This is a genomic window from Pseudorhodoferax sp., from assembly GCF_047601025.1.
In the GTDB taxonomy this organism is placed as follows: Bacteria; Pseudomonadota; Gammaproteobacteria; order Burkholderiales; family Burkholderiaceae_C; genus Pseudorhodoferax.
Window position 1 is genome coordinate 4,679,835 of sequence record NZ_JASGJZ010000001.1, and the last position, 19,014, is coordinate 4,698,848.

Annotated in this window: 18 protein-coding genes and 5 pseudogenes; 11 read left to right on the forward strand and 12 right to left on the reverse strand. The window is 67.1% G+C overall.

The genetic code is table 11. From position 1 onward, the window contains the following. Window positions 1-148 precede the first annotated feature (148 nt). The 3 genes from QM782_RS21675 to msrA form a co-directional block, all read right to left on the reverse strand. The gene (locus tag QM782_RS21675; RefSeq protein ID WP_415204943.1) at window positions 149-2,224 is read right to left on the reverse strand and encodes a TonB-dependent receptor; all 2,076 of its coding nucleotides are present in this window, start codon (window positions 2,222-2,224) and stop codon (window positions 149-151) included. Window positions 2,225-2,312: 88 nt separating this feature from the next. Then, window positions 2,313-2,642 carry a hypothetical protein gene (locus QM782_RS21680; protein ID WP_415204944.1) on the reverse strand — a complete coding sequence of 110 codons (330 nt, stop codon included), beginning with the start codon at window positions 2,640-2,642 and terminating at the stop codon, window positions 2,313-2,315. Between the two features lie 14 nt (window positions 2,643-2,656). Further along, window positions 2,657-3,190, reverse strand: a complete 534-nt coding sequence (gene msrA / locus QM782_RS21685) for a peptide-methionine (S)-S-oxide reductase MsrA (protein ID WP_415204945.1) — start codon at window positions 3,188-3,190, stop codon at window positions 2,657-2,659. Between the two features lie 65 nt (window positions 3,191-3,255). Here msrA and QM782_RS21690 point away from each other — a divergent pair, with 65 nt between their 5' ends. The 5 genes from QM782_RS21690 to QM782_RS21710 all read left to right on the forward strand — a co-directional run bounded on the left by QM782_RS21690 (window position 3,256) and on the right by QM782_RS21710 (window position 7,062). After that, a complete protein-coding gene (locus tag QM782_RS21690) occupies window positions 3,256-4,035 on the forward strand; it encodes a YdcF family protein (RefSeq protein ID WP_415204946.1) in 780 nt (259 codons plus the stop codon). A 56-nt stretch (window positions 4,036-4,091) separates the two neighbouring features. Next, window positions 4,092-4,796 (forward strand): protein-L-isoaspartate O-methyltransferase family protein, encoded by a 705-nt coding sequence (locus QM782_RS21695; RefSeq protein WP_415204947.1) that lies wholly within the window; start codon window positions 4,092-4,094, stop codon window positions 4,794-4,796. Window positions 4,797-4,813: 17 nt separating this feature from the next. After that, window positions 4,814-5,155: a rhodanese-like domain-containing protein gene (locus tag QM782_RS21700; protein WP_415205701.1), complete on the forward strand. Its 342-nt coding sequence runs from the start codon at window positions 4,814-4,816 to the stop codon at window positions 5,153-5,155. 239 nt (window positions 5,156-5,394) lie between these two features. Next, window positions 5,395-6,741, forward strand: a complete 1,347-nt coding sequence (locus QM782_RS21705) for a TolC family outer membrane protein (protein ID WP_415204948.1) — start codon at window positions 5,395-5,397, stop codon at window positions 6,739-6,741. A 63-nt stretch (window positions 6,742-6,804) separates the two neighbouring features. Beyond that, window positions 6,805-7,062: a hypothetical protein gene (locus QM782_RS21710; protein ID WP_415204949.1), complete on the forward strand. Its 258-nt coding sequence runs from the start codon at window positions 6,805-6,807 to the stop codon at window positions 7,060-7,062. Here QM782_RS21710 and QM782_RS21715 read toward each other — a convergent pair. Continuing rightward, a pseudogene (locus tag QM782_RS21715) lies at window positions 7,036-7,212 on the reverse strand (IS1634 family transposase); the annotation flags it as partial. The gene QM782_RS21710 and the pseudogene QM782_RS21715 overlap by 27 nt on opposite strands. 182 nt (window positions 7,213-7,394) lie before the next feature. On the opposite strand from QM782_RS21715, the gene QM782_RS21720 reads away from it, so the two are divergent. From QM782_RS21720 to map, 4 genes are read left to right on the forward strand one after another with little or no spacing between them, the layout of a single operon-like run. Continuing rightward, a complete protein-coding gene (locus tag QM782_RS21720; protein WP_415204950.1) occupies window positions 7,395-7,745 on the forward strand; it encodes a DNA glycosylase AlkZ-like family protein in 351 nt (116 codons plus the stop codon). A gap of 20 nt (window positions 7,746-7,765) precedes the next feature. Then, window positions 7,766-8,476, forward strand: a complete 711-nt coding sequence (locus tag QM782_RS21725; RefSeq protein ID WP_415205702.1) for a DNA glycosylase AlkZ-like family protein — start codon at window positions 7,766-7,768, stop codon at window positions 8,474-8,476. Then, window positions 8,464-8,676, forward strand: a complete 213-nt coding sequence (locus QM782_RS21730; RefSeq protein WP_415204951.1) for a ParD-like family protein — start codon at window positions 8,464-8,466, stop codon at window positions 8,674-8,676. The genes QM782_RS21725 and QM782_RS21730 overlap by 13 nt, the downstream gene beginning before the upstream one ends. After that, entirely contained in the window at window positions 8,673-9,440 is a 768-nt protein-coding gene (gene map / locus QM782_RS21735) for a type I methionyl aminopeptidase (RefSeq protein WP_415204952.1), read from the forward strand. Before QM782_RS21730 ends, map begins: the two co-directional genes overlap by 4 nt. Before the next feature lie 42 nt (window positions 9,441-9,482). Here map and QM782_RS21740 read toward each other — a convergent pair. Both QM782_RS21740 and QM782_RS21745 read right to left on the reverse strand, forming a co-directional pair. Further along, window positions 9,483-9,843: pseudogene (locus QM782_RS21740) on the reverse strand (DUF2958 domain-containing protein). Window positions 9,844-10,448: 605 nt separating this feature from the next. Continuing rightward, window positions 10,449-11,264 (reverse strand): annotated as a pseudogene (locus QM782_RS21745) (HipA domain-containing protein); the annotation flags it as partial. 305 nt (window positions 11,265-11,569) lie between these two features. Here QM782_RS21745 and QM782_RS21750 point away from each other — a divergent pair. Beyond that, a complete protein-coding gene (locus tag QM782_RS21750; protein ID WP_415204953.1) occupies window positions 11,570-11,833 on the forward strand; it encodes a helix-turn-helix domain-containing protein in 264 nt (87 codons plus the stop codon). After that, on the forward strand, window positions 11,830-13,179 hold the full coding sequence (locus QM782_RS21755; protein ID WP_415204954.1) for a type II toxin-antitoxin system HipA family toxin: 1,350 nt from the start codon (window positions 11,830-11,832) through the stop codon (window positions 13,177-13,179). The genes QM782_RS21750 and QM782_RS21755 overlap by 4 nt, the downstream gene beginning before the upstream one ends. A gap of 295 nt (window positions 13,180-13,474) precedes the next feature. Here QM782_RS21755 and QM782_RS21760 read toward each other — a convergent pair whose 3' ends face one another. The 6 genes and pseudogenes from QM782_RS21760 to QM782_RS21785 all read right to left on the reverse strand — a co-directional run bounded on the left by QM782_RS21760 (window position 13,475) and on the right by QM782_RS21785 (window position 18,968). Then, a complete protein-coding gene (locus QM782_RS21760) occupies window positions 13,475-13,762 on the reverse strand; it encodes a hypothetical protein (RefSeq protein ID WP_415204955.1) in 288 nt (95 codons plus the stop codon). A gap of 481 nt (window positions 13,763-14,243) precedes the next feature. Next, a pseudogene (locus QM782_RS21765) lies at window positions 14,244-15,334 on the reverse strand (IS110 family transposase). 117 nt (window positions 15,335-15,451) lie between these two features. Continuing rightward, a pseudogene (locus QM782_RS21770) lies at window positions 15,452-16,423 on the reverse strand (tyrosine-type recombinase/integrase); the annotation flags it as partial. A gap of 262 nt (window positions 16,424-16,685) precedes the next feature. Next, complete coding sequence (locus QM782_RS21775) at window positions 16,686-17,768, reverse strand: DUF4365 domain-containing protein (protein WP_415204956.1); 1,083 nt, start codon at window positions 17,766-17,768, stop codon at window positions 16,686-16,688. Window positions 17,769-17,823: 55 nt separating this feature from the next. Continuing rightward, window positions 17,824-18,480 carry a nucleotidyl transferase AbiEii/AbiGii toxin family protein gene (locus QM782_RS21780; RefSeq protein WP_415204957.1) on the reverse strand — a complete coding sequence of 219 codons (657 nt, stop codon included), beginning with the start codon at window positions 18,478-18,480 and terminating at the stop codon, window positions 17,824-17,826. After that, entirely contained in the window at window positions 18,477-18,968 is a 492-nt protein-coding gene (locus QM782_RS21785) for a helix-turn-helix transcriptional regulator (RefSeq protein ID WP_415204958.1), read from the reverse strand. Before QM782_RS21785 ends, QM782_RS21780 begins: the two co-directional genes overlap by 4 nt. Window positions 18,969-19,014: the final 46 nt, after the last annotated feature.

The window sequence follows — 19,014 nt, forward strand, 5'->3', positions numbered from 1 at the left end:
GGCACGCCGGGCCGCACGCGGGCGTCGCAGTCCTTGTCCTGGCGTCCCCGGCCAGGGCGGCGGCCTGCGGCCCGCCGCGCCCCGTCGTGGCCGCGATCGACGCATGCACTCCTTCTGAACAGGGCCACCCCGGGGCGCGCGTCCGCGATCAGAACGTCAGCCGCGCACCGAGCCGCGCACTGCGCCCGGGCAGCGGCGCCTTCGGGAAGGCCGTGGTCGTCAGCACCGAGACGGCGCTGTAGGCCAGTTCGTCGGTCAGGTTGTCCACGCGCGCGAACCAGGTCAGCTCCGCACCGCCCAGCGGCATGCGCCAGCTCAGCGCGGCGTTCCACAGCGTGTAGCCGTCGGTGGCGCGCTGGCCGGTGGATGGCACGCGGCGCTGGGCCCGCACATGGTCCATGCCGATCTGCGCGCCGAACGGGCCGCTGGTCCAGGCCAGCGTGGTCCCGACCCGCGCGGGCGCGATGCGCGGCAGCGGCTCGCCGCTGTCCCGGTTGGTCGCGCGCACGAGGTCGGCACGCCACAGCAGGTCCAGCTGCCCGCCGCCGGCGGCCCGCCCCAGCCCGCCGGCGCCCAGCAGGCGCACGGTGCCGCTGGCCTCTGCGCCGGTGAAGCGCGCACGCACGCCGGCGTAGCGCATGTCGGCCAGCGCCTCGTCGGCATCTTCCGGGTCGAGCGTGCCGTCCACGCTGCGGGTGTGGCCGGTGTCGACCAGGCCGATGTAGTTCGAGAAGCGGCTGGTGTAGACGTTCAGCGCGGCCTTGTGCGGGCCGTCCTGCCAGGCCAGGCCCAGGTCCAGGCTGTCGGACTTCTCCTTGCGCAGGCCGGGGTCGCCGGTCTCCCAGGCGGCCGTGGCCAGGTGCGGGCCGTTGGCGAACAGCTCGTAGTCGCGCGGCGCGCGCTGGCTGTGCGCCAGGTTGGCGGTGAACTGCCACTGCGGCGTCAGCTTCACCAGCGCGCCGGCCGCCAGGCTCAGCGGATCGAAGCGGCGCTCGCCGGCGGCGAAGCGCGTCACGTCCGGGTCGCTGCTGCCGTCCGAGCGCACGCGCACCCGCTCGGTGCGCGCACCGAGCGTCCACTTGCCCCAACTGGTCGGCAACTCCTCCACCAGGAACAGCGCCTGCTGGCGGGTGCGGCTGGGCGGCGCGAAGGCCTCCTCGCCCTCGGCGGCGAAGCGGTTGGCGTCCAGCTGCAGGCCGATCACGCCTTCCAGCGGGCCCAGCGGCGCGTGGCGGGCCTCCAGCCGCAGGTCGTTGCCGGTGTTGCGGAAGCGTGTGCCGGCCTCGTCGCCCTCGAACTCGGTGTGGTGGTAGCGCGTGTGCGCGGCCTGGAACTTGACGCCGCGGATCCAGCCCGGCAGGTTGCGCCATTCGCCCTGCAGCGCGTAGCGGCGCGAGCGCATGCCGATCGTGACCGCGTCCTCGGCCACGGTGCCGTAGTCGCTGCGGTAGTCCGAGACCGAGGCGCCGAGGTAACCGTGGTCGAAGAACACCGAGCCGCCGACGGCGCCGCTCTGCGTGTCGCTGGCGGAATTGCAGATGCGGTGCGCCTCGCCCTCGTGGCCGGGCTGGGTGCACGGCAGCGCCAGCGGCACGGCCACGTCGCGGGTGCGGCGGCTGCTGACGTCGGCATGCAGCGCATAGCGGTCGTTGCCGCCTTCGAGCAGCAGCGCGCCGTCGCGCCCGTGGTCGCCGGTGGACACGCCGGCCTCGGCCGCGCCGGTCACGCCGCCCGCGGCACCGAACAGCGCGCTGCGCGGGATGCGGTTGTCGATCAGGTTGACCACGCCGCCGACGGCGCTGCCGCCGTACAGCAGCGCGCCGGGGCCGCGCAGCACCTCGACGCGCTCGACCGTCAGCGGGTCGGACGGCACGGCGTGGTCGAAGCTCAGGCCCGAGGCGTCCAGCATCGCGCCGCTGTTCTGCAGCACGCGGATGCGGTCGCCGTCCTGGCCGCGGATCACCGGCCGGCTGGCGTTCGGCCCGAAATAGGTGCTGCTCACGCCGGGCAGGCCGTCCAGCGTCTGGCCCAGCGTGCCCTGGCGGCGCAGCAGCAGTTCGTCGCCTTCGAGGCGGGTGGTCGGCGCGACGACATCGGTCGAGCCGAGCGGGTTGCCGGTGATGGTGACCTCCTGCAGCGTGGAGGTCGGGGTCTGGCTCCAGCAGGCCAGCGTGGTGCAGGCGACGGCGGCGGCCAGCGCGCTGCGCGGGAAGGTATGGGGCATGAAAAGGGCCTCGTCGAATCCGGGAAAACAATGCGGCGGCACGCGCGTCCCGTGCAGGACGGGGCGCGCAGCCGCGTGGCGGGTGGAGTCAGCGAGGCGCGGGCGGGCCGCGGGCGTGGAACGGCGGCGCCGGGCGGGCGCGCAGCGCCGGCCGCGGCAACGCGGCCGGCACGGGTATGGCGGCGGCCGGCAGGTCCGGCAGGGCGGCGCAGGCCAGCAGGTCGGCCAGGCCGGCCTGGTCGTACAGCCGGCAGTCCGAGCCGGCGGCGTGGAACGCGTCGCCGTGCGCGCCCGCCACCTGGGCCGCGGCGCCCGGGGCCGGCGCGTGCAGTTCGCGGTGGGCCAGGCCCAGCGTCTGGGCCGCCAGCCAGGCGCACAGCAGCAGGCCGAGCAGCCAGCCCGGCCTGTGTGTGCGCATGGCGGCAGCCCGCATCACCGGGCCAGGCGGGCGAAGGTCTGGCGGAACTTGGCCACCTTGGGCACGGCCACGGCCATGCAGTAGCCCTGGTGCGGGTTCTTCTCGAAGAAGTCCTGGTGGTAGTCCTCGGCCGGCCAGTAGCTGGCCAGCGGCAGGACCTCGGTCACGACCGGCGGCATGCCGGGCTGCGCCTGCAGCTCGGCGATGAGCTCGCGCGCCACGGCGGCCTGCTCCTCGCGCTCGACGTAGATGCCGCTGCGGTACTGCGTGCCCACGTCGTTGCCCTGGCGGTTCGGCGTGGTGGGGTCGTGCACCACGAAGAAGATCTCCAGGATCTCGCGCAGCGTGACCTGGGCGGGATCGAACTGCAGCCGCACCACCTCGCAGCAGCCGGTGCCGCCGGTGCAGACCTGCTCGTAGCTCGGCTGCGGCACGGTGCCGTTGGCGTAGCCGCTTTCGACGTCGAGCACGCCACGCACTTCCTTGAACACGGCTTCGGTGCACCAGAAGCACCCACCGCCCAGCGTGATGGTCTCCGTCGTCGCCATGGTCTCGTCCTTCGTCGAATCAAGGGCGGCATTGTGCCGTGGCCGGATGACAGAATGCGCGCCCCATGCATCCTGCGGAATGGCGACCCATCCTCTCCACGCTGGTCCTGCCGCCGGCCGGCCTGCTGCTGCTCGTCCTGTTCGGCTGGCTGCTCGCACGGCGCTGGCGCCGCGCCGGCCGTGCGCTGGCGCTGGCGGGACTGGCGGCGCTGTGGCTGCTCAGCTGCAACGCGGTGGCGGTGCGGCTGTCGCAGGCGCTGCTGCCGCAGTTCACGGCGCTGCCGCAGGCCCAGGCCGCGGCCCGACTGCAGGCGCAGCACATCCAGGCGGTGGTGGTGCTGGGTGGCGGACTGTATCCGCGCGTGCCGGAATTCGAAGGTCCGCTGCCGTCGAGCCACACGGCTGCACGCGCGCTGTACGGCAGCTGGCTGGCCCGCGAGAGCGACCTGCCGCTGGGCTTCTCCGGCGGCGTGGGCTGGGCCAATGCCGGCGAGGCCGGGCATCCGGACGAGGCCGACGCCGTGGCCCGCCTGCTGGCGCGCGCCGGCAGCGCGCCGCTGCGCTGGGCCGAAGGCGCCTCGCGCGACACCCTCGAGAACGCCCGCAACATGGCGGCGCTGCTGCAGCGCGACGGCGTCGAGCGCATCGCGCTGGTCACCAGCGCCTGGCACATGCCGCGCTCGGTGCGCGCCTTCGAGGCGGCCGGCCTGGCGGTGCTGCCGGCGCCGATGGGCTTCGTGGTGCCGCTGCAGCGCCCGCTGCTGGAGTGGCTGCCCTCGGCCTACGGCCTATCGGCCTCGCAGCAGATCCTGCGCGAATGGCTGGCCCTGCGCCTGGGACGGTGACGGCGGCCGCGGACCACCCCTCTAGAATCCGCACTCTCCCCCGATTGCCCTGCGCCATGTCCCACGCCTACACCATGAGCCCCGCCGACATCGAACTCAGCCGCTTCAACATGATCGAGCAGCAAGTCCGCCCCTGGGACGTGCTGGATCCGGCCGTGCTGGAGCTGCTGCAGCAGGTCCGCCGCGAGGACTTCACGCCGCCCGCGCTGCGGGCGCTGGCCTTCGTCGACACGGAAGTGCCGCTGCTGACCCCGCACGAGGAGGCGCTGCGCCTGGGCCAGTGCATGCTGGCCCCGCGCGTGGAAGCCCGCAGCGTGCAGGACCTGCGGCTGGCCCCGACCGACCGCGTGCTGGAGATCGGCACCGGCTCGGGCTTCAGCGCGGCGCTGATGGCCCACCTGGCCGAGCACGTGCTGACCCTGGAGATCCATGCCGGGCTGGCCGAGACCGCACGTGCCAACCTGCGCGCGGCCGGCATCTCCAACGTGGAGGTGCGCCACGCCGACGGTGCCCAGGGTGCCGCCGCGCACGGCCCGTTCGACGCCATCTTGCTGAGCGGCTCCGTCGCCGCCGTGCCGCAGGCGCTGCTGGCGCAGCTCAAGCCCGGCGGCCGGCTGTTCGCCATCGCCGGCAGCGAGCCCATCATGCGCGCCCAGGTCATCACCCATGCCGGCGACGGCCGCTACGAGACGGCCACGCCCTGGGACGCCATCGTGCCGCGCCTGCTGAACTTCCCCGAACCCTCGGCCTTCCAGTTCTGATGAGGCCCGCGGCACCGATGATCGACCACGTCTCCCCGGCCGGCCTGGCCGATTGGCAACGGCACAAGGCGCCGCACGGCACGGTCACGGTGCTCGACGTGCGCGAACCGCAGGAACTGGCCGTGGCCAGCGTCCGCCCCGAGGGCTTCACGCTGCTGGCCATCCCGATGGGCGAGATCCCGGCCCGCCTGGCCGAGCTCGACCCGGACCAGCCGGTGGCCTGCCTGTGCCACCACGGCGCGCGCAGCCTGCGCGTGGCGCAGTTCCTGGCGCAGCAGGGCTTCGCGCACGTCGCCAACCTCAGCGGCGGCATCGACGCCTGGTCGCTGCAGCGCGACCCGGGCGTTCCGCGCTATTGAGAAGCTGTGAACGCATCCCTCCCGTCCACGCAAGGCCTCCGATGAGCGCCCACTCGCATCGCCAATGCCATGCCCGGGGCCTCGCCCTGCGGGCCGGGGCGCGCCAGGCTCCATGCGGGCGTTGCAGCCCTGGCCCCGGCACCCATCCGGGCGGCGGCCTGCGCCTACAACCGGGGCCCGGCGCACCCCGTCGTGGGCGCGATCGATGCGCTCACAACTTCTGACGCCCCGCTCCGGACATGCCGCCCGCCTCCCCCTTCCGAAGAACGGCGCCGCGCCGGCGCCTCGCCGCCCTGGCCGCCCTGCTGGCCGCCGCCCCGCTGCAGGCGCAGACGCTGGTGCAGCTGTACGAGGCCGCGCGTGCCAGCGACGCGACCTACCAGGCCGCGCGCGCCCAGTACGACGCCGACCTGGCCAAGGCCGACCAGGCGCGCGCGCTGCTGCTGCCCAGCGTCAACCTGTCCGCGGGCGCCACGCGCAACAGCTACGACAGCACCATGCCGCCGCTGGACCGCACGTACACCGGGCTGACCGCCACCGTCGGCGCGACGCAGCCGCTGTACCGCCCGGCCAACCTGGCCGGCTACGAGCAGGGCCTGAAGCTCGCCGACATCGCCCGCGCGCAGCTGCTGGTGGCCGAGCAGGAGCTGGTGATCCGGGTCAGCCAGGCCTATTTCGACGTACTGGCCGCGCAGGACACGCTGGCCTTCGTGCAGGCGCAGAAGGCCGCCGTGGGCGAGCAGCTGGCCTCGGCGCGCCGCAACTTCGAGGTCGGCACCGCCACCATCACCGACACGCGCGAGGCCCAGGCCCGGCACGACCTGGTGCAGGCCCAGGAGATCGCGGCCGAGAACGACCTACGCGTGAAGAAGCTGGCGCTGGACACCGTGGTCAGCCGGCGCGACACCACGCCCGTGCCGCTGGTGCAGCCGGTGCCGCTGCCGGCGCTGCCGGGCGACGCGGAAAGCCTGGCGCAGCAGGCCGAGGCCGGGCACCCCGCCGTGCAGCAGGCGCTGCTGGCGCTGGACGTGGCCCGGCTGGAGACCGACAAGGCCCGCGCCGGCCACAAGCCCACGCTGGACCTGCAGGCCAGCTACGGCGTCAGCCGCAATCCCCAGGGCAGTCCGAACACCGGCTTCGGCTACGGCACGCGCAGCAACCAGGGAACCGTCGGCGTCCAGCTGACGGTGCCGCTGTTCGCCGGCTTCTCGGTGCAGAACCGCGTGCGCGAGACGCTGTCGCTCGAAGAGAAGGCCGGCGCCGACCTGGAGGCCGCACGCCGCACCGTGGTGCAGAACACCCGCTCGGCCTACCTCGGCGTGGTGTCCGGCAAGGGCCAGGTCGCCGCCCTGGAAGCGGCCGAAGCCTCCAGCCAGAGCGCGCTGGACGCCAACCGGCTCGGCTACCAGGTCGGCGTACGCATCAACATCGACGTGCTGAACGCGCAGAGCCAGCTCTACCAGACCAAGCGCGACCTGGCCCAGGCGCGCTACAACGTGCTGCTGGGCGGCCTGCGGCTGCGCCAGGCCAACGGCACGCTGCGGCCTGAGGACCTGCAGGGCGTCGAAGCGCTGCTGGCGCGCTGAAAGAAGCCCGCACGGCATCCCGCTGGAGTGCGGGAGAAATCGTTGGAATGCAACGGTGCTCCAGTGCCTGACAACGTGGAGGAGTTCTCGCTCTGCCGCTCGCTGGGAGTCTCCGAGTTCGACACCAACTGTGCCAATGCATTGATCTGTATAGGCCACGGTCAAAACGCGCCACTGCAGAAGGGGGAGCTGGGTGTGGAGCGAGGGCTTCTTGCTCTTCGATGCGGCCAGCGTGCCGGCCTGCTCGGTGTGGATGGTGATGATGCCGGCGATCGGCGCGGCCTGGTCGATGCACACCTGCTGCAGCGCTGCCTCGGGTGACAGCGCGCTGCCGGCATGGCGCAGGCGCTGGCGCATCACGCGGGCAGCACCAGCGCCATGAAGAAGATGCTGGGGTGCGCGAATGCGCTCGGGCAGGCGGTGGGACACCGGTGCGCTCTCGATCCCGGACTTGAGCACCCGAAAGCCGCGAAGCCGGCCAGGAGGCGTCAGCCGAGCGGAGCGCGGGAATGATGGAAGCCCAACAGAGACGCAGCCCCGCAAGGGGCTCGGTGCGCTACGCGCACGACAGCGCGACCGGCCATGTTTCCTGGCCTGGGACGTCCAGCAGTCGCAACTCGAGCGGCGTTTCCTCCCTGTGCTTCAATGCCCACGTGCCCACGGAACCGAGCCTCGAAGACCTGCGCCGCTACGCGGTCGCGTGCACTCTGCGCACGCCGACCACGCTGCCGGCCGCGATCCAGCATTGGGGCGGTTCGAGCAACGCCAGCCCGCAGTTGCTCGATGGCATGCACTACCGCGGCCTGCTGCGGGTCAAGCGGCGCGACAGCGGCACACGCGTCTACGAAGCGGCGGCACACCCGCCCGCGGACGGCAGCTCCGCCGGAAGTGCCCGGCGCGCCACCGCCTTGATCGACCTGGTGGTGCGCAAGTACGCGCCGCTGCTGGCCGCCAGCCTGACCCACCTGGTGCGGCTGCTCGGCTACGGCGCACACCGCACCTGACGGCACAGACCCAGGCAGCGCTGCGGCTGGCACGCGAGCATCCGGGCAGTTGCCGCATCGATGGAATCCCCTGGTACTGGCCCGCCGACGAAAACCCGCGCTCGCGCCGCTACGCCACCGATGACCGCCTGCGCCTGCTCGCCCCCTTCGATCCGGTGGTCTGGGACCGGCGCCGCTTCACGCTGCTCTGGGGCTGGACGTACAAGTTCGGGGCCTACACACCACCGGCCCAGCGCCGGTTCGGCTGCTACGCACTGCCCATGCTCCGGCGTGACCGGGTGATCGGCTGGGCCAACGTGTCGGTGAGCGAAGGCAGCCTGGCACCCGCTATTCGGCTACGCGGCCGGCACGGCGCCGCAGGGCGCAACCTTCCGCAGCGCGCTGGACGAGGAACTACAGCGCATAGGGCAGTTTCTGACCCCGCACTGACGCCCCCCCCGGTGGGTCGATCATGCATGGAATCCCATGCGGCCGGCGCCAACGCCAGGCCATTCGCTTCCCTTGCCACGCACGGCAGCCTACGAGACGCTGTCCCCCTTCCCTTTCGACGCACCATTCGCCGCTGGCACGAGTTGCACCGGATCGTTCCCCTGGAGGGCGAACGCCTAGTTGAACGGGACGGCACGAAAACACGGCTTCTGGTCGTTCCGCGAAGGTCGGTTGCACCAGCAGCGATCGGACTATATGATTCATATATGTTCCATATAGAGTTCGCAGCATGGGCATCGTGAACATCGACGACGACCTGCACGACCAACTGCGCAAGGCAAGCGCCGTGTCGTGCCGGTCAATCAACGCGCAGGCGGCCTTCTGGATCAGGATCGGCATGCTGTGCGAAATGAACCCGACGCAGAGCTTCAACGACATCGTTGCCGGTGAGTTGCGGGCCGCAGGCGTTGCGGCGCAACCCCTCAAGATGGCATCGCCATGACCAAACGGCCGGAGGAAATCGCACTGCTGGCGGAGTCGGGCCGGCTGCTGGCGCAGGTGTTCGGCCATCTCGACGGGTTGAGCCTGATCGGCATGTCCACCATGCAGGTCAACGAGCTGGTCGATGACCTCATCGTCCATGAACTCCGTGCCCGCCCGGCCAGCAAGGGCCAGTACGGGTACGCCTACGCGCTCAATGCCTCCCCCAACAGCGTGGTCTGCCACGGCGTTCCATCCACCGCAGACATCCTGCACGACGGGGATATCGTCAACTTCGACATCACGCTGGAGAAGAACGGCTATATCGCCGATTCCAGCAAGACCTATCTGGTGGGCGAGGTGTCGCAGCCGACCCGACGACTCGTGCAGGTGGCCTACGAAGCGATGTGGAAAGGCATCCAGGCCGTCCGTCCAGGCGCGACGCTCGGCGACGTGGGCCACGCCATCGAGCGGCACGCCCGCAGGAATGGCTATTCGATCGTCCGGGAATACTGCGGACACGGCATCGGGCGCGAGATGCACGAGGAGCCGCAGGTGCTGCACTGGGGCAAGCCGCGAACGGGCCTGGTGCTACGGGAAGGCATGGTGTTCACCATCGAGCCGATGGTGAACCAAGGACGGCGTGCCGTCCGAACCGAAGAGGATGGTTGGACGGTGGTCACGTGCGACGGACGACTGTCCGCGCAGTGCGAGCACACCGTCGCCGTCACCGGGAGCGGTGTGCAGGTGTTGACCTTGCGTCCCGACGAAAAGAGACCGCACTGAGCTTGCGCGGTAGGGGCACGCGAAGGTACCCCTTTGGCCGGATCAGACAACGATGCGCCCGGCCAGCCGAGCGTCGCGCGCATAGGCGCTCAACCGCTTCTTGGCCTGGAAAGACAGGTCGCGCTCGATCGGCAGCGCCCGGCCCACCGCGCACGTTCGCCAGTTCGTTCCAGCTGACCCAGCCGAGTTCCGGCATCCCCAGCCCCAGGTCGCAAAGACCGAAAACGTGGTCGTGGTCATCGGGATCAATCTCGTTCAACAGCCAGGTCGCGCCGCCGTCCGGCGTGAACAGCTTGACCACCGGGGCCGGGTCGAAGTCCGGGTTCTCCAGCGATGCGTGACCGTTGGCCAGCAGCACGATGCGCTGCCCGGCAGTGATGGGTACGTTCGTATCGCCAGCCATGCCGTCAAAACCTTCATCTGACAGCCCCTGACGTGCAGGAGGTACCGAGGAAGATTCCTTTGAGATCAATAGCTTATAAGGATTGAGACGCCAGTGAACTATCTTTGAAATTTGTCGTAAGCTGTTGATTTAAAAAGAGAAATTTCCATATCTCACTCCCACTCGGTTATTCACTAGACCCACACACCCAGTGTTTATGCGGGTTCCAGCGATTCTCGAGTTCCTTCGTACCGTCAGAGATACCGTCAAAACCAGTGGGCTTGCTTGACACAATGTGGCACGACATGATGTTGCAATCGCCAACCTCGTCGATGAATCACGCGCATCAAACTACACCCACGCAGCAAATCATGCCACAGCCTGGCTGTTTCCCACGCCTTCGCTGAGCGGCGCGATGGCGCCATTGTCGGCCTGGACGGAACATTCCCGGCGCCGCGCAAAATCTCCGCGCGCATCTCCGCCTGGAGGGTCGTAGACGTTCCATGCGTGGATCAAGCAGGAGGGTAACGGCGGCGCGGCGACGGACTTGTTCAGCTCCACCCCCTTGCGAAGGCTCGCAGTGCTGGTTGGGTAGGATGCTGGGGCTACGCAGGCTGTCGTGCTCGCTAAGTTGCGGGTGTCGCCTCAAGAGCGGCGGCCGCCTGCGCGAGCCCACCGAGTACTGCGTTAGCAACGCGCGCAGAGAAGCCGGGGGGCAACGCCGCCTGCACCGCTGCAATGGCGGCAGGCGTGCGCGCGAGGATGTCCTCAATGATGGGCTCGGCGTTGGGGGCATAGCCGACCTTCTGCGCCGTGCCATGGAAGTGGCGGCGCTGGACTCCGAACATCTCGTAGTGCCTGTTCTTGTCGAGTAGGGCCATGGCCAGCTTGATCTCCCGAGGAGACTACTGGTTCGGGCCGCCGCCGAGAACCGGGTAGGCAGACATCATGTCGTAGAGCGGGGTCAGTTGGAAGCACCCGCCCGGGAGGATCTGGATGCTGAAGTTCTTGGCATGGCTGTCCGGGGCGCGCAAGAGCCAGAACAGCGCCTGCGCGGTCATCAGGGTCCGCATATTCGCCTCGGCGTTCTGCGATTGGCGCAGCGTCGAGAATGATGCCCTCAGGCCCGGACCACCTTCGTTTTCCTACTTGCGCAGCGGTGAGCAGCCCTCCACCTGGCAGAAGTCCTCTTGGGGCAGGCGCATCAAACATCTTCCATCGGGCGCGGTGCGCCGGTCGAAGCGCTCCACTACGAGCACGCGTTGCTTGCCGAAGGTCGCGATGTGGGCCGTGGCGACGCCCAATTCGTAGGCCTTCAGCAGCCGGAGGCACAGCCATTCGTTGTCCACCGAAGTCGTGAAGTCGGCCTATCGGCCGCCCATCAGGCTGAGCGGAAGCTTGGCGATGTGCGTCGTCGGCGTCGCGCCACGGGGCGGCGCCCAGGAGAAGACGGCTTTCCTGTGGTGGGATGGCAAATGGCAGCAGCCCTCATACGGAAACGAGCGCCCGCCGCAGTGGGCACGCGGTGCTCGCCCTGGGCTGCTGAGCGGATCACTTGCTAGCTGACATGATTCGACGCCGAGTGCCCTTTTCCACCGCCGAAGCGGAGGGTGATGCCACAGCCGACCGAAACCAGGAGGTGTTTCTACTGAGCTGGCATCTGTCGCACTCGCCTAGAAAGCTTTAAAAAATATCCTATGGGCTACAATTTCACTCAATTAGCCTATTTTTGTACCCCATCAGACACATGACCACACTCCTCGACGTCGCCGAAATGCTGAAAGACGCCCGCAAGAAGGCAGGTCTCAGCCAGGGCGAACTGGCCCAGCGTGCGGGTGTCTCGCGCACGACCGTCGCCCGCATGGAGACCGTGGCCAAAGGCGACATGAGCGTGTCTGCCCTGGTCCGGTTGCTTGAAGCCGCAGGGTACGACCTGAAGGCCGTGAAGCTGGGCCATGCCCGCACCGTCGAGGACATCCTCGCCGAGCAGCGGCAGGATGACACGCCGTGAGGCTGGACGTCCAGGTCTGTGGCCGGCTCGTCGCGCGGCTCTACCGCGAACGCGATGAATATGTGCTGAAGTACCTGCCGGGCACCGCCGAGGTGGACTTCGTCAGTCTGGCCATGCCCGTGCGCAAAGCGCCCTGGCGCTGGCCGCGCGACCTGCACCCGTTCTTTCGCCAAAACCTGCCCGAGGGCTATCTGCTGAGCATCATCCGCGAGGAGTTCGGCCCCCAGCTCGATGGCACCGACCTGTCGCTGCTGGCCGTGGTCGGCGGCAGCGGGATCGGCCGTGTCACAGTCACGCCCGAGGGCGCCACGCCTGGCCAGAATCTGGCACCGCTGGACATCGCGCAACTGCTCAAGGGAGACAACGCCACCGAGCACTTCGCCGGCCTGGTGCGTCGCTACGCCCGTGCGTCGATCTCCGGCATGGTGCCCAAGTTTCTCGCGCCCGAGGCCACTGATGGCACGCAGCGCGAGCCGGTCGGCAAGCCCACGCTGCGCACCAGCCGGCACATCGTCAAGGGCTCCGATGAGAACACGCCCTACCTGGGCTTCAACGAGTTCTACAGCATGCGCGTGCTGGAGCGGCTGAACGTGGTGCCGGTCGCCAGAACGCAGATGTCCGACGATGGCCGCGTCCTGATCGTCGAGCGCTTCGACGTCGATGCCAACGGCGTACCCACCTACGGGCTGGAGGATGCCTGCAGCCTGTTGGGCCTGCCGCCCCACGAGAAGTACGCCACGACCACGGAGAAGGTTATGAACGCCACGCGCGCCTACCTTCCACCGGCGCGCGTGCGGGCGCAGTTGGAACACCTGGGCTGGCACCTGCTGACGAACTACGTGGTGCGCAACGCCGACTGCCACGCGAAGAACATTTCGCTGTACTACACCTCGCTCTCCGATGTCGGCTACACGCCGGTCTACGACATCGTGACCACGCAAGCCTATCCGCGCTATGCCGCAAATCCGCCCGGGCTCTCGATCGACGGCCGCCAGACCTGGGCTGCCGGGAAGGCGCTCGAGCGATTCTTCAACACGCGCCTGGGCATCGCGCCACGCCGTTATGCCGAGATGGTCGAGCAACTGTGCGAATCGGCGGTGGAGGTTGGTAGGGAAGTGATCGGCGCAGGCAAGAACGAACTGCGCTGGCGCGAGACGGCCAAGCAGATGGTGCATGCCTGGAACGAGGGGATGTCATCGCTGCGCAGTTCCAAGAGGGCAGCCCCGTTCAAGGGGCTCGACCAGGCAATCGCCGAGGCAGGCTTCTCGGCCCCCGAGACGGCCAAGCCGCAGCGGGAGGTCATTGGACGTTCCGAACTGCTGGCCCCGCGCGGACGCAAGCGATAGCGCTTGTCTGGAATCCTGCCACGCACACCACCGCGGCATCTGGTCGGGCAGTGGGCACAAGGCTGGAAACGCTGCTTCAGTTCCAGAGCTGTCGCTGCCAGCGGAGCATTCCCCAGCGCGACCAGACGAGCGAGCAGATCATGGAGGAACGGGCCAAGCAGGCGCAAGAGTTGCACATGGGCTATGAATGAGGCATGTCCCGTTCACGCTTGCGTCCTCTATCCCGCGCCGCTGCGCGACTTCCTGATGTGGCTGGGGCTGCCGGGTCGGCTCCGAGCACGGTGGAGCGAGCGGATCATGCCGTCTCCGTGCTGAACAGGCCCGACCGCACCGACCGCTTCGCTCCCTGCGGAACCCGTTTCCTGATTTGGCGGACCTGAGCCGCCGTCAGCGGGCCATCGTCGGCCTCGTATTGCGGCAGCACCCGAACGGCCAGTTCGTGCAGCGCACGGTGGATTGCCTGCGTTTCATCGACGCCGAGGTACTCGGCCAAACGCTTGGCGGTTTCTCGCGTGATGCCGGTGGCGCTGTCCACCGACCGGTAGCGGAAGGAAATCTGGTTGGCGGTGGTACGGGCAGGCATGTAGACCTTCCAATGGAATCGCAACCTTCACAGAGCGGCCGCCAACGCCCTAGGTTCCTCATGTTTCTGCCAGCGGCTTGAACGAGTTGATCTGCTTGATCAGTTCAATGGAATGTCAGTGGAGAGTCACCTCGGCATACACGGCTACCGAACGATCCAACCCGGTGTCACTCGGCTAACCGTCTACAGGGACTTCCCACTCCGTCAACACCACCTCATAGGCTTTCTTTCTGATCAACGGTATTCGCATTCATTGATCGCAGACGCACGATGAAGCCAGAAGCCACCGCGAAAGGACAGACTGCACATCTACAGGCGGGCTTGTGTCGGCCAATTGGTCCGAGGCCCCAGATACGAACCGCTCGACAGGACTCCATTCACTCGTCGTGCTTGAAGCACGTCAGGGTTATCGAGCTCACCTGCCGCCGGTCTGACCTGTGGTGGGTATCTGCTTGTCGCACGTCCAATTCAGAACAACTCTTCAGGTCGGCGCCGGCTTTTGCCGCGCCGCTGGTATCGCGGGCACATGGTCGGGGTCGAACACGCCATCGCGCGTGAGCACCGCCCACAAGATGCGCGCGTTCTTGTTGGCCAGCGCCACGACGGCCTTTTGCCAGCCCACGCGTTCTTTGAGTTGCACCAGCCAGCAGCTGATGCGATCGCTGCGTTTGGCTGCGCTCATGACGGCCGACTTGGCGCCCTGGATCAGCAGCGTGCGCAGGTCGTCGTCGCCGCGTTTGGTGATGCCTCCCAGCCGGGCCTTGCCACCGGTGGAGTTCTGGCTGGGCACCAGGCCGAGCCAGGCACCGAACTGGCGCGCATGGGCGAACTGCCCAAACTCGCCGATGCTGGCCACCAAGGCCGATGCCGTGGTCGGGCCAATGCCCAGCAGCGCAGCGGCCTTGGTGGCCCGCGCATCGGCGCGCACATGGGCGGCGATGCGCTCGTCGCACCAGGCGATCTGCAGGTCGATGTCGATCCAGTGCAGATGTGCACGCTGCAAGGCCAGCCGTGCCACGCCGGGGATGTCGTTGCTGGCATCTTCGATCACCCCCCGGCCAGCACCAGACGCAACGCATCGGGGCCTTGCGCGAACACCAGCCCGAACTCGGTGAGCAGGCCGCGGATGCGGTTGATCAGCGCGGTGCGCTCTTCCTTGAAGCCTTCCCGCAGGCGGTGCACGGCCAGCTGGCCTTGCTGCTCGGCCGTCTTGACCGGCACGCAGCGCATGTGCGGTCGGCCTGCGGCCTCGCAGATGGCGGCGGCATCGTTGGCGTCGTTCTTGCCGCTCTTGCCGGCCATGCGGTAGGGCGTGACGAAGTGGCCAGCGATCAGCCGGGCATCCAGGCCCAGCAGGCGCAGCCGACGGGCCACATGGTGGGCGCCGCCACAGGTTTCCATGGCCACGATGCAACCGGCCGGCAACTGCGCGCACCATGCGAAGAAGCGATCCGGCGATAGGGCGCGGGCCATCACCGCGCGACCGCCGGCATCGACTGCATGCACCTGGTAGACCCGCTTGGACAGGTCCACCCCTACCCGCGCCACCGGCGCCCGTGTAATCTCCGCCATGGACTTCCCCTTTTTCCGTTTCAGATTGAACTTCCGCGAGTCAATCTTGGTGCATGGACACCAGTCTTGGGACTGGGGGAGTCCCTTCGTATTCACTCCGCCAAACCCCATGCGCTCCAGCACCTTGGCCATGGCCATGGACGACAGGGGATTTTCGTCTGTGCCACCTGGAAAGACGTATCTGCTGCTCTTTCCCTTTTGAGCAGCGAGTACCTGTAGCGCAGCCGTGGACAACGGCACTCTGTGCACCCTCCCCGCCTTGGTCCGCTCGGCTGGAAGGATCCATGTCGCACCGATCAGATCGATCTCTTCCCAGGTGGCTCGGAGTGCCTCTCCGGAGCGGCAACCCGTGAGAATGAGAAACTCCAACGCCTTCGCAGCCACTCCACGCTGCTCACGAAGTTCCGCCATGAACTCGCCGATCTCCTGAAATGGCAAGGCGGCGTGATGCCGCACGCTTCTGAGCTTCGCCGGGGCGGGCAAAAGTACCTCCAGGTGCCCCTTCCAGCGTGCCGGATTGCTTCCCTCTCGATACTGGTGGACCGTCGCCCAGTCCAGCACTCGCTCGATGCGCTCGCGCACACGCGTAGCGGTCTCTGTCTTGGTGGTCCAGATCGGCCGCAATGCCTTGAGGACCTCCGCTGTATCCACCCTGAGCACATCAATCGCACCGAAGTGCGGATAGACGTAGTCGCGCATGGTGCTCGCCCATTGCTGCTGGTGCTTTTCGTTGCGCCAGCCTGCCGCGTGCTCCTTGATGTATTCCTTGGCGCATGCTTCAAAGCGCTTGTGCTCCGGCCAGATCGATGGGCGTCTACGGCGCTGGCGCTTGCGTGCCAACGGGTCGATGTTCTGGAGCAAGTACTTCCTGGCTTGTTGAGCCGACTGCCGGGCTTCTACTAAGCTGATGGTATGGAGAGGGCCCAAGCCCATGTTGTGTTCACGCCCGAAACGTTCATACCGAAATATCCAACTCTTGTTACCTGACGGTGTGATCTGCAGGTACAGCCCACCACCGTCGCCGTACCTGCCGGGACGGCAAGCACGGCGAACTTGGAGCGCCGTGAGTTTTTCGACTTGTTTTGCCATAGGACATGCTGCTCCTATGTTTCATCGCTTTTGTTGGACATCGAAACATAGGTGTAAGTTTCCGCCCTGGCCATGCATGACGGCCGCCTGGACAGGTGCATCTGCTTGCCCCAGTGCAATGGAATGTCAGCGCAGAGTCACTCGGCATGCACGGCAGCCGAACGCTCGGATCCCCGTGTCACCCGGCTCACTCTGGAGTTGCACTCGGGTGATGGTGGAGTGACAGCAATGACGAGCACCTTTGCAAGCAGCGTATGGCGTCCTAGTAGAACGAAACACGGCCGTGCTGCTTCAGATCGCCTGCCAACCAGTCAACCACGGCGCGCAGTTCATCATCGCTGCATACCGAAGCCCGTATTCGATCCAGAAGATCAAGAGCGACCGCAGGGGATTGCCACTGGGCCGAGCTGGTAGCAAACAGAATCGCGCTGTGTCGAATTCGCTCACTCTGGCTCTGATCGATTGCGATCGACTCCATCACTGCCGGCACATCTGCCATGGTGTCCACCAGCGCATGCACCGCCTGCCCAATGGTCCCTCGATCAATGCCGGAATCGTCGATCACCGAGAGCATGGCGAGCGCGTCCCCGCGATCAAACAATTCGCGCATTAGTCGAAGTGCCTCCTGACGGACTCCTTCGTCGATGACGTTCTGTTGGCTCCAGAATATGTCTCCATGCGTGGGGATGTGGCAGAGACGTGCAACGAGAGGGCGCAGGACTCTGCGGCCTTGAAAATTTGAGAGACACGAGATTAGGTAGTACCAGGTAGCTACTTGCTGCCTATGGAACGCGAACAGCGCCCGTAGTCCGTCAAAGCAGCGCTCATCGTCCGCTCGATCGGCAAAAGCCTCCAGAGCCCTTCCGAAGTTCTGCTCGCGGCTGTATGGTTCCCGATAGGTCAGGCAGTGTTGCCGAAACTCAGCAAATGAAGACTCTGAAAAGTCTTGGTCAGCGTAGATGCTGAAAGGTCCTTTCTTGACCGCCGCAGGGTTGCGTCGAAGATGATCGGTTATGTCAACCCAGGTCGCCCTTCTCGCCTCGGGGTCGACAATGATTGCTAGCACGGGCAGCGTGTGAGAGGCCCAGTACTCGAAGTGGTCGCGATCGGCCTGGAACCCGTAGCGTCCACCGCCAGCGCGATATGAAGAGCCTGACTTTATTTGCAGCGCCACACAGCAACCGGTGGCGCTTTCCTCGACCACAAACTCGACGTAAGCATCGTTTCCGAGGTCGTTCTGCAGATCGATCTCTTGGAACGTGCAGTTGTGGTGCTCAACCAGCGTGCGCACGAAGTTGATCCCTTCCCGGCTTGTCGCCTGGGAGCGCTTTCTCGCGGTAGTCATATCCCACCCTGCATCAGCATGTCCCTTCGCGATAAATGCCGTGCCGCTCTAACAACTACAGGCTTTCCAGGAACTCGCCGACCACCGCCACGCAGTGATCGAAGCCCGACGTGTAGTCCAGCGTAGCAATGGCGTCGAAGGCAGCTGGCAATCCAGCATGCGGCTGCCGGATCTGAGACAGGAATGCTTCTCGGTGGCGCAACAGGAACGGCGTCGCCGTCAGGAGTTGCTGAGGCTCGCGCTCGATCACCAGTGCAAAGTCAAACAGATCGCGCGCCGTGGCCCGGTCACCACGGTGGTACATCTTCTTCGCAATGATCTCGGCGGCCGTCTCCACCTTCACGGAGCGGCCGCCGATGTCCCAGGTTTCCCAAGCGTCGGCCAGCAGGTTTGGCGCGGCCACGAAGTCGACCTCGCCTTCCTCGAACTGCAGTTTGACGAAGGCGCCGGGCTGCTCGGTGTAGTCCTGCGTCAAATCCGCTGCCGTGTCACTCAACCGAGGCGTGACAAAGCCGAGGTACTGCGGATCGGGCACGAAGATGTCGATGTCCTTGCTCAGTCGATGGCGGTAACGGAACATCAGTACGGTCCCGCCGCCCAGGGTCCAGAACGGATCCTGGATTCCACCGTACCGGCTGATCTCGTCAATCAGCGCCAGCGCCCGCGGGAACAGCTTTTCCCAGGAACCGCCGGGCAGCGAACCTGCCTTCATGCCCACAGCGCCCGCCGGTGCACGGACAAGGATTCGGCCAGTTTTGCCACGTTGCGCCAAATCTGCCGCGGTGGCAGGTGCACGCGCGAGGCGGCCTCCTCCACAGCCATCACGACGATAGGCACGGGCGCTTCATCGAGCAAATGGGTCAGGTGCGGGGCAAATGGGAGCGGCACATCACCACTCGCTAGGACCTGCTCCAGCGCATCAGGCCCCAGTTCACGCGCATAGCTGACGCTGGCTGTCTTGGCCGCCATCCACAGGCCACGCTTCTTACGCCGCGCCAGCGTATCCGGCTTGGGGCTGTCCAGCCCCAGCACCGCCATCACCTGCCCCACGCGGTTGACGCCCAGATCGCTCAGGGTGCCGTTTTCCAGGCCGACCAGGGTCTGCCGCGACAGGCCGCTCAGGAGCGCCAACTGCGCCTGAGACAAGCCCAGTTCAGCGCGTCGCACGCGTACGGCATGGCCGATGTCGATGAGGTTCATGGTAGGCAGCAGCTGGACATTGTCCAAAATATTAGACATAGTACGC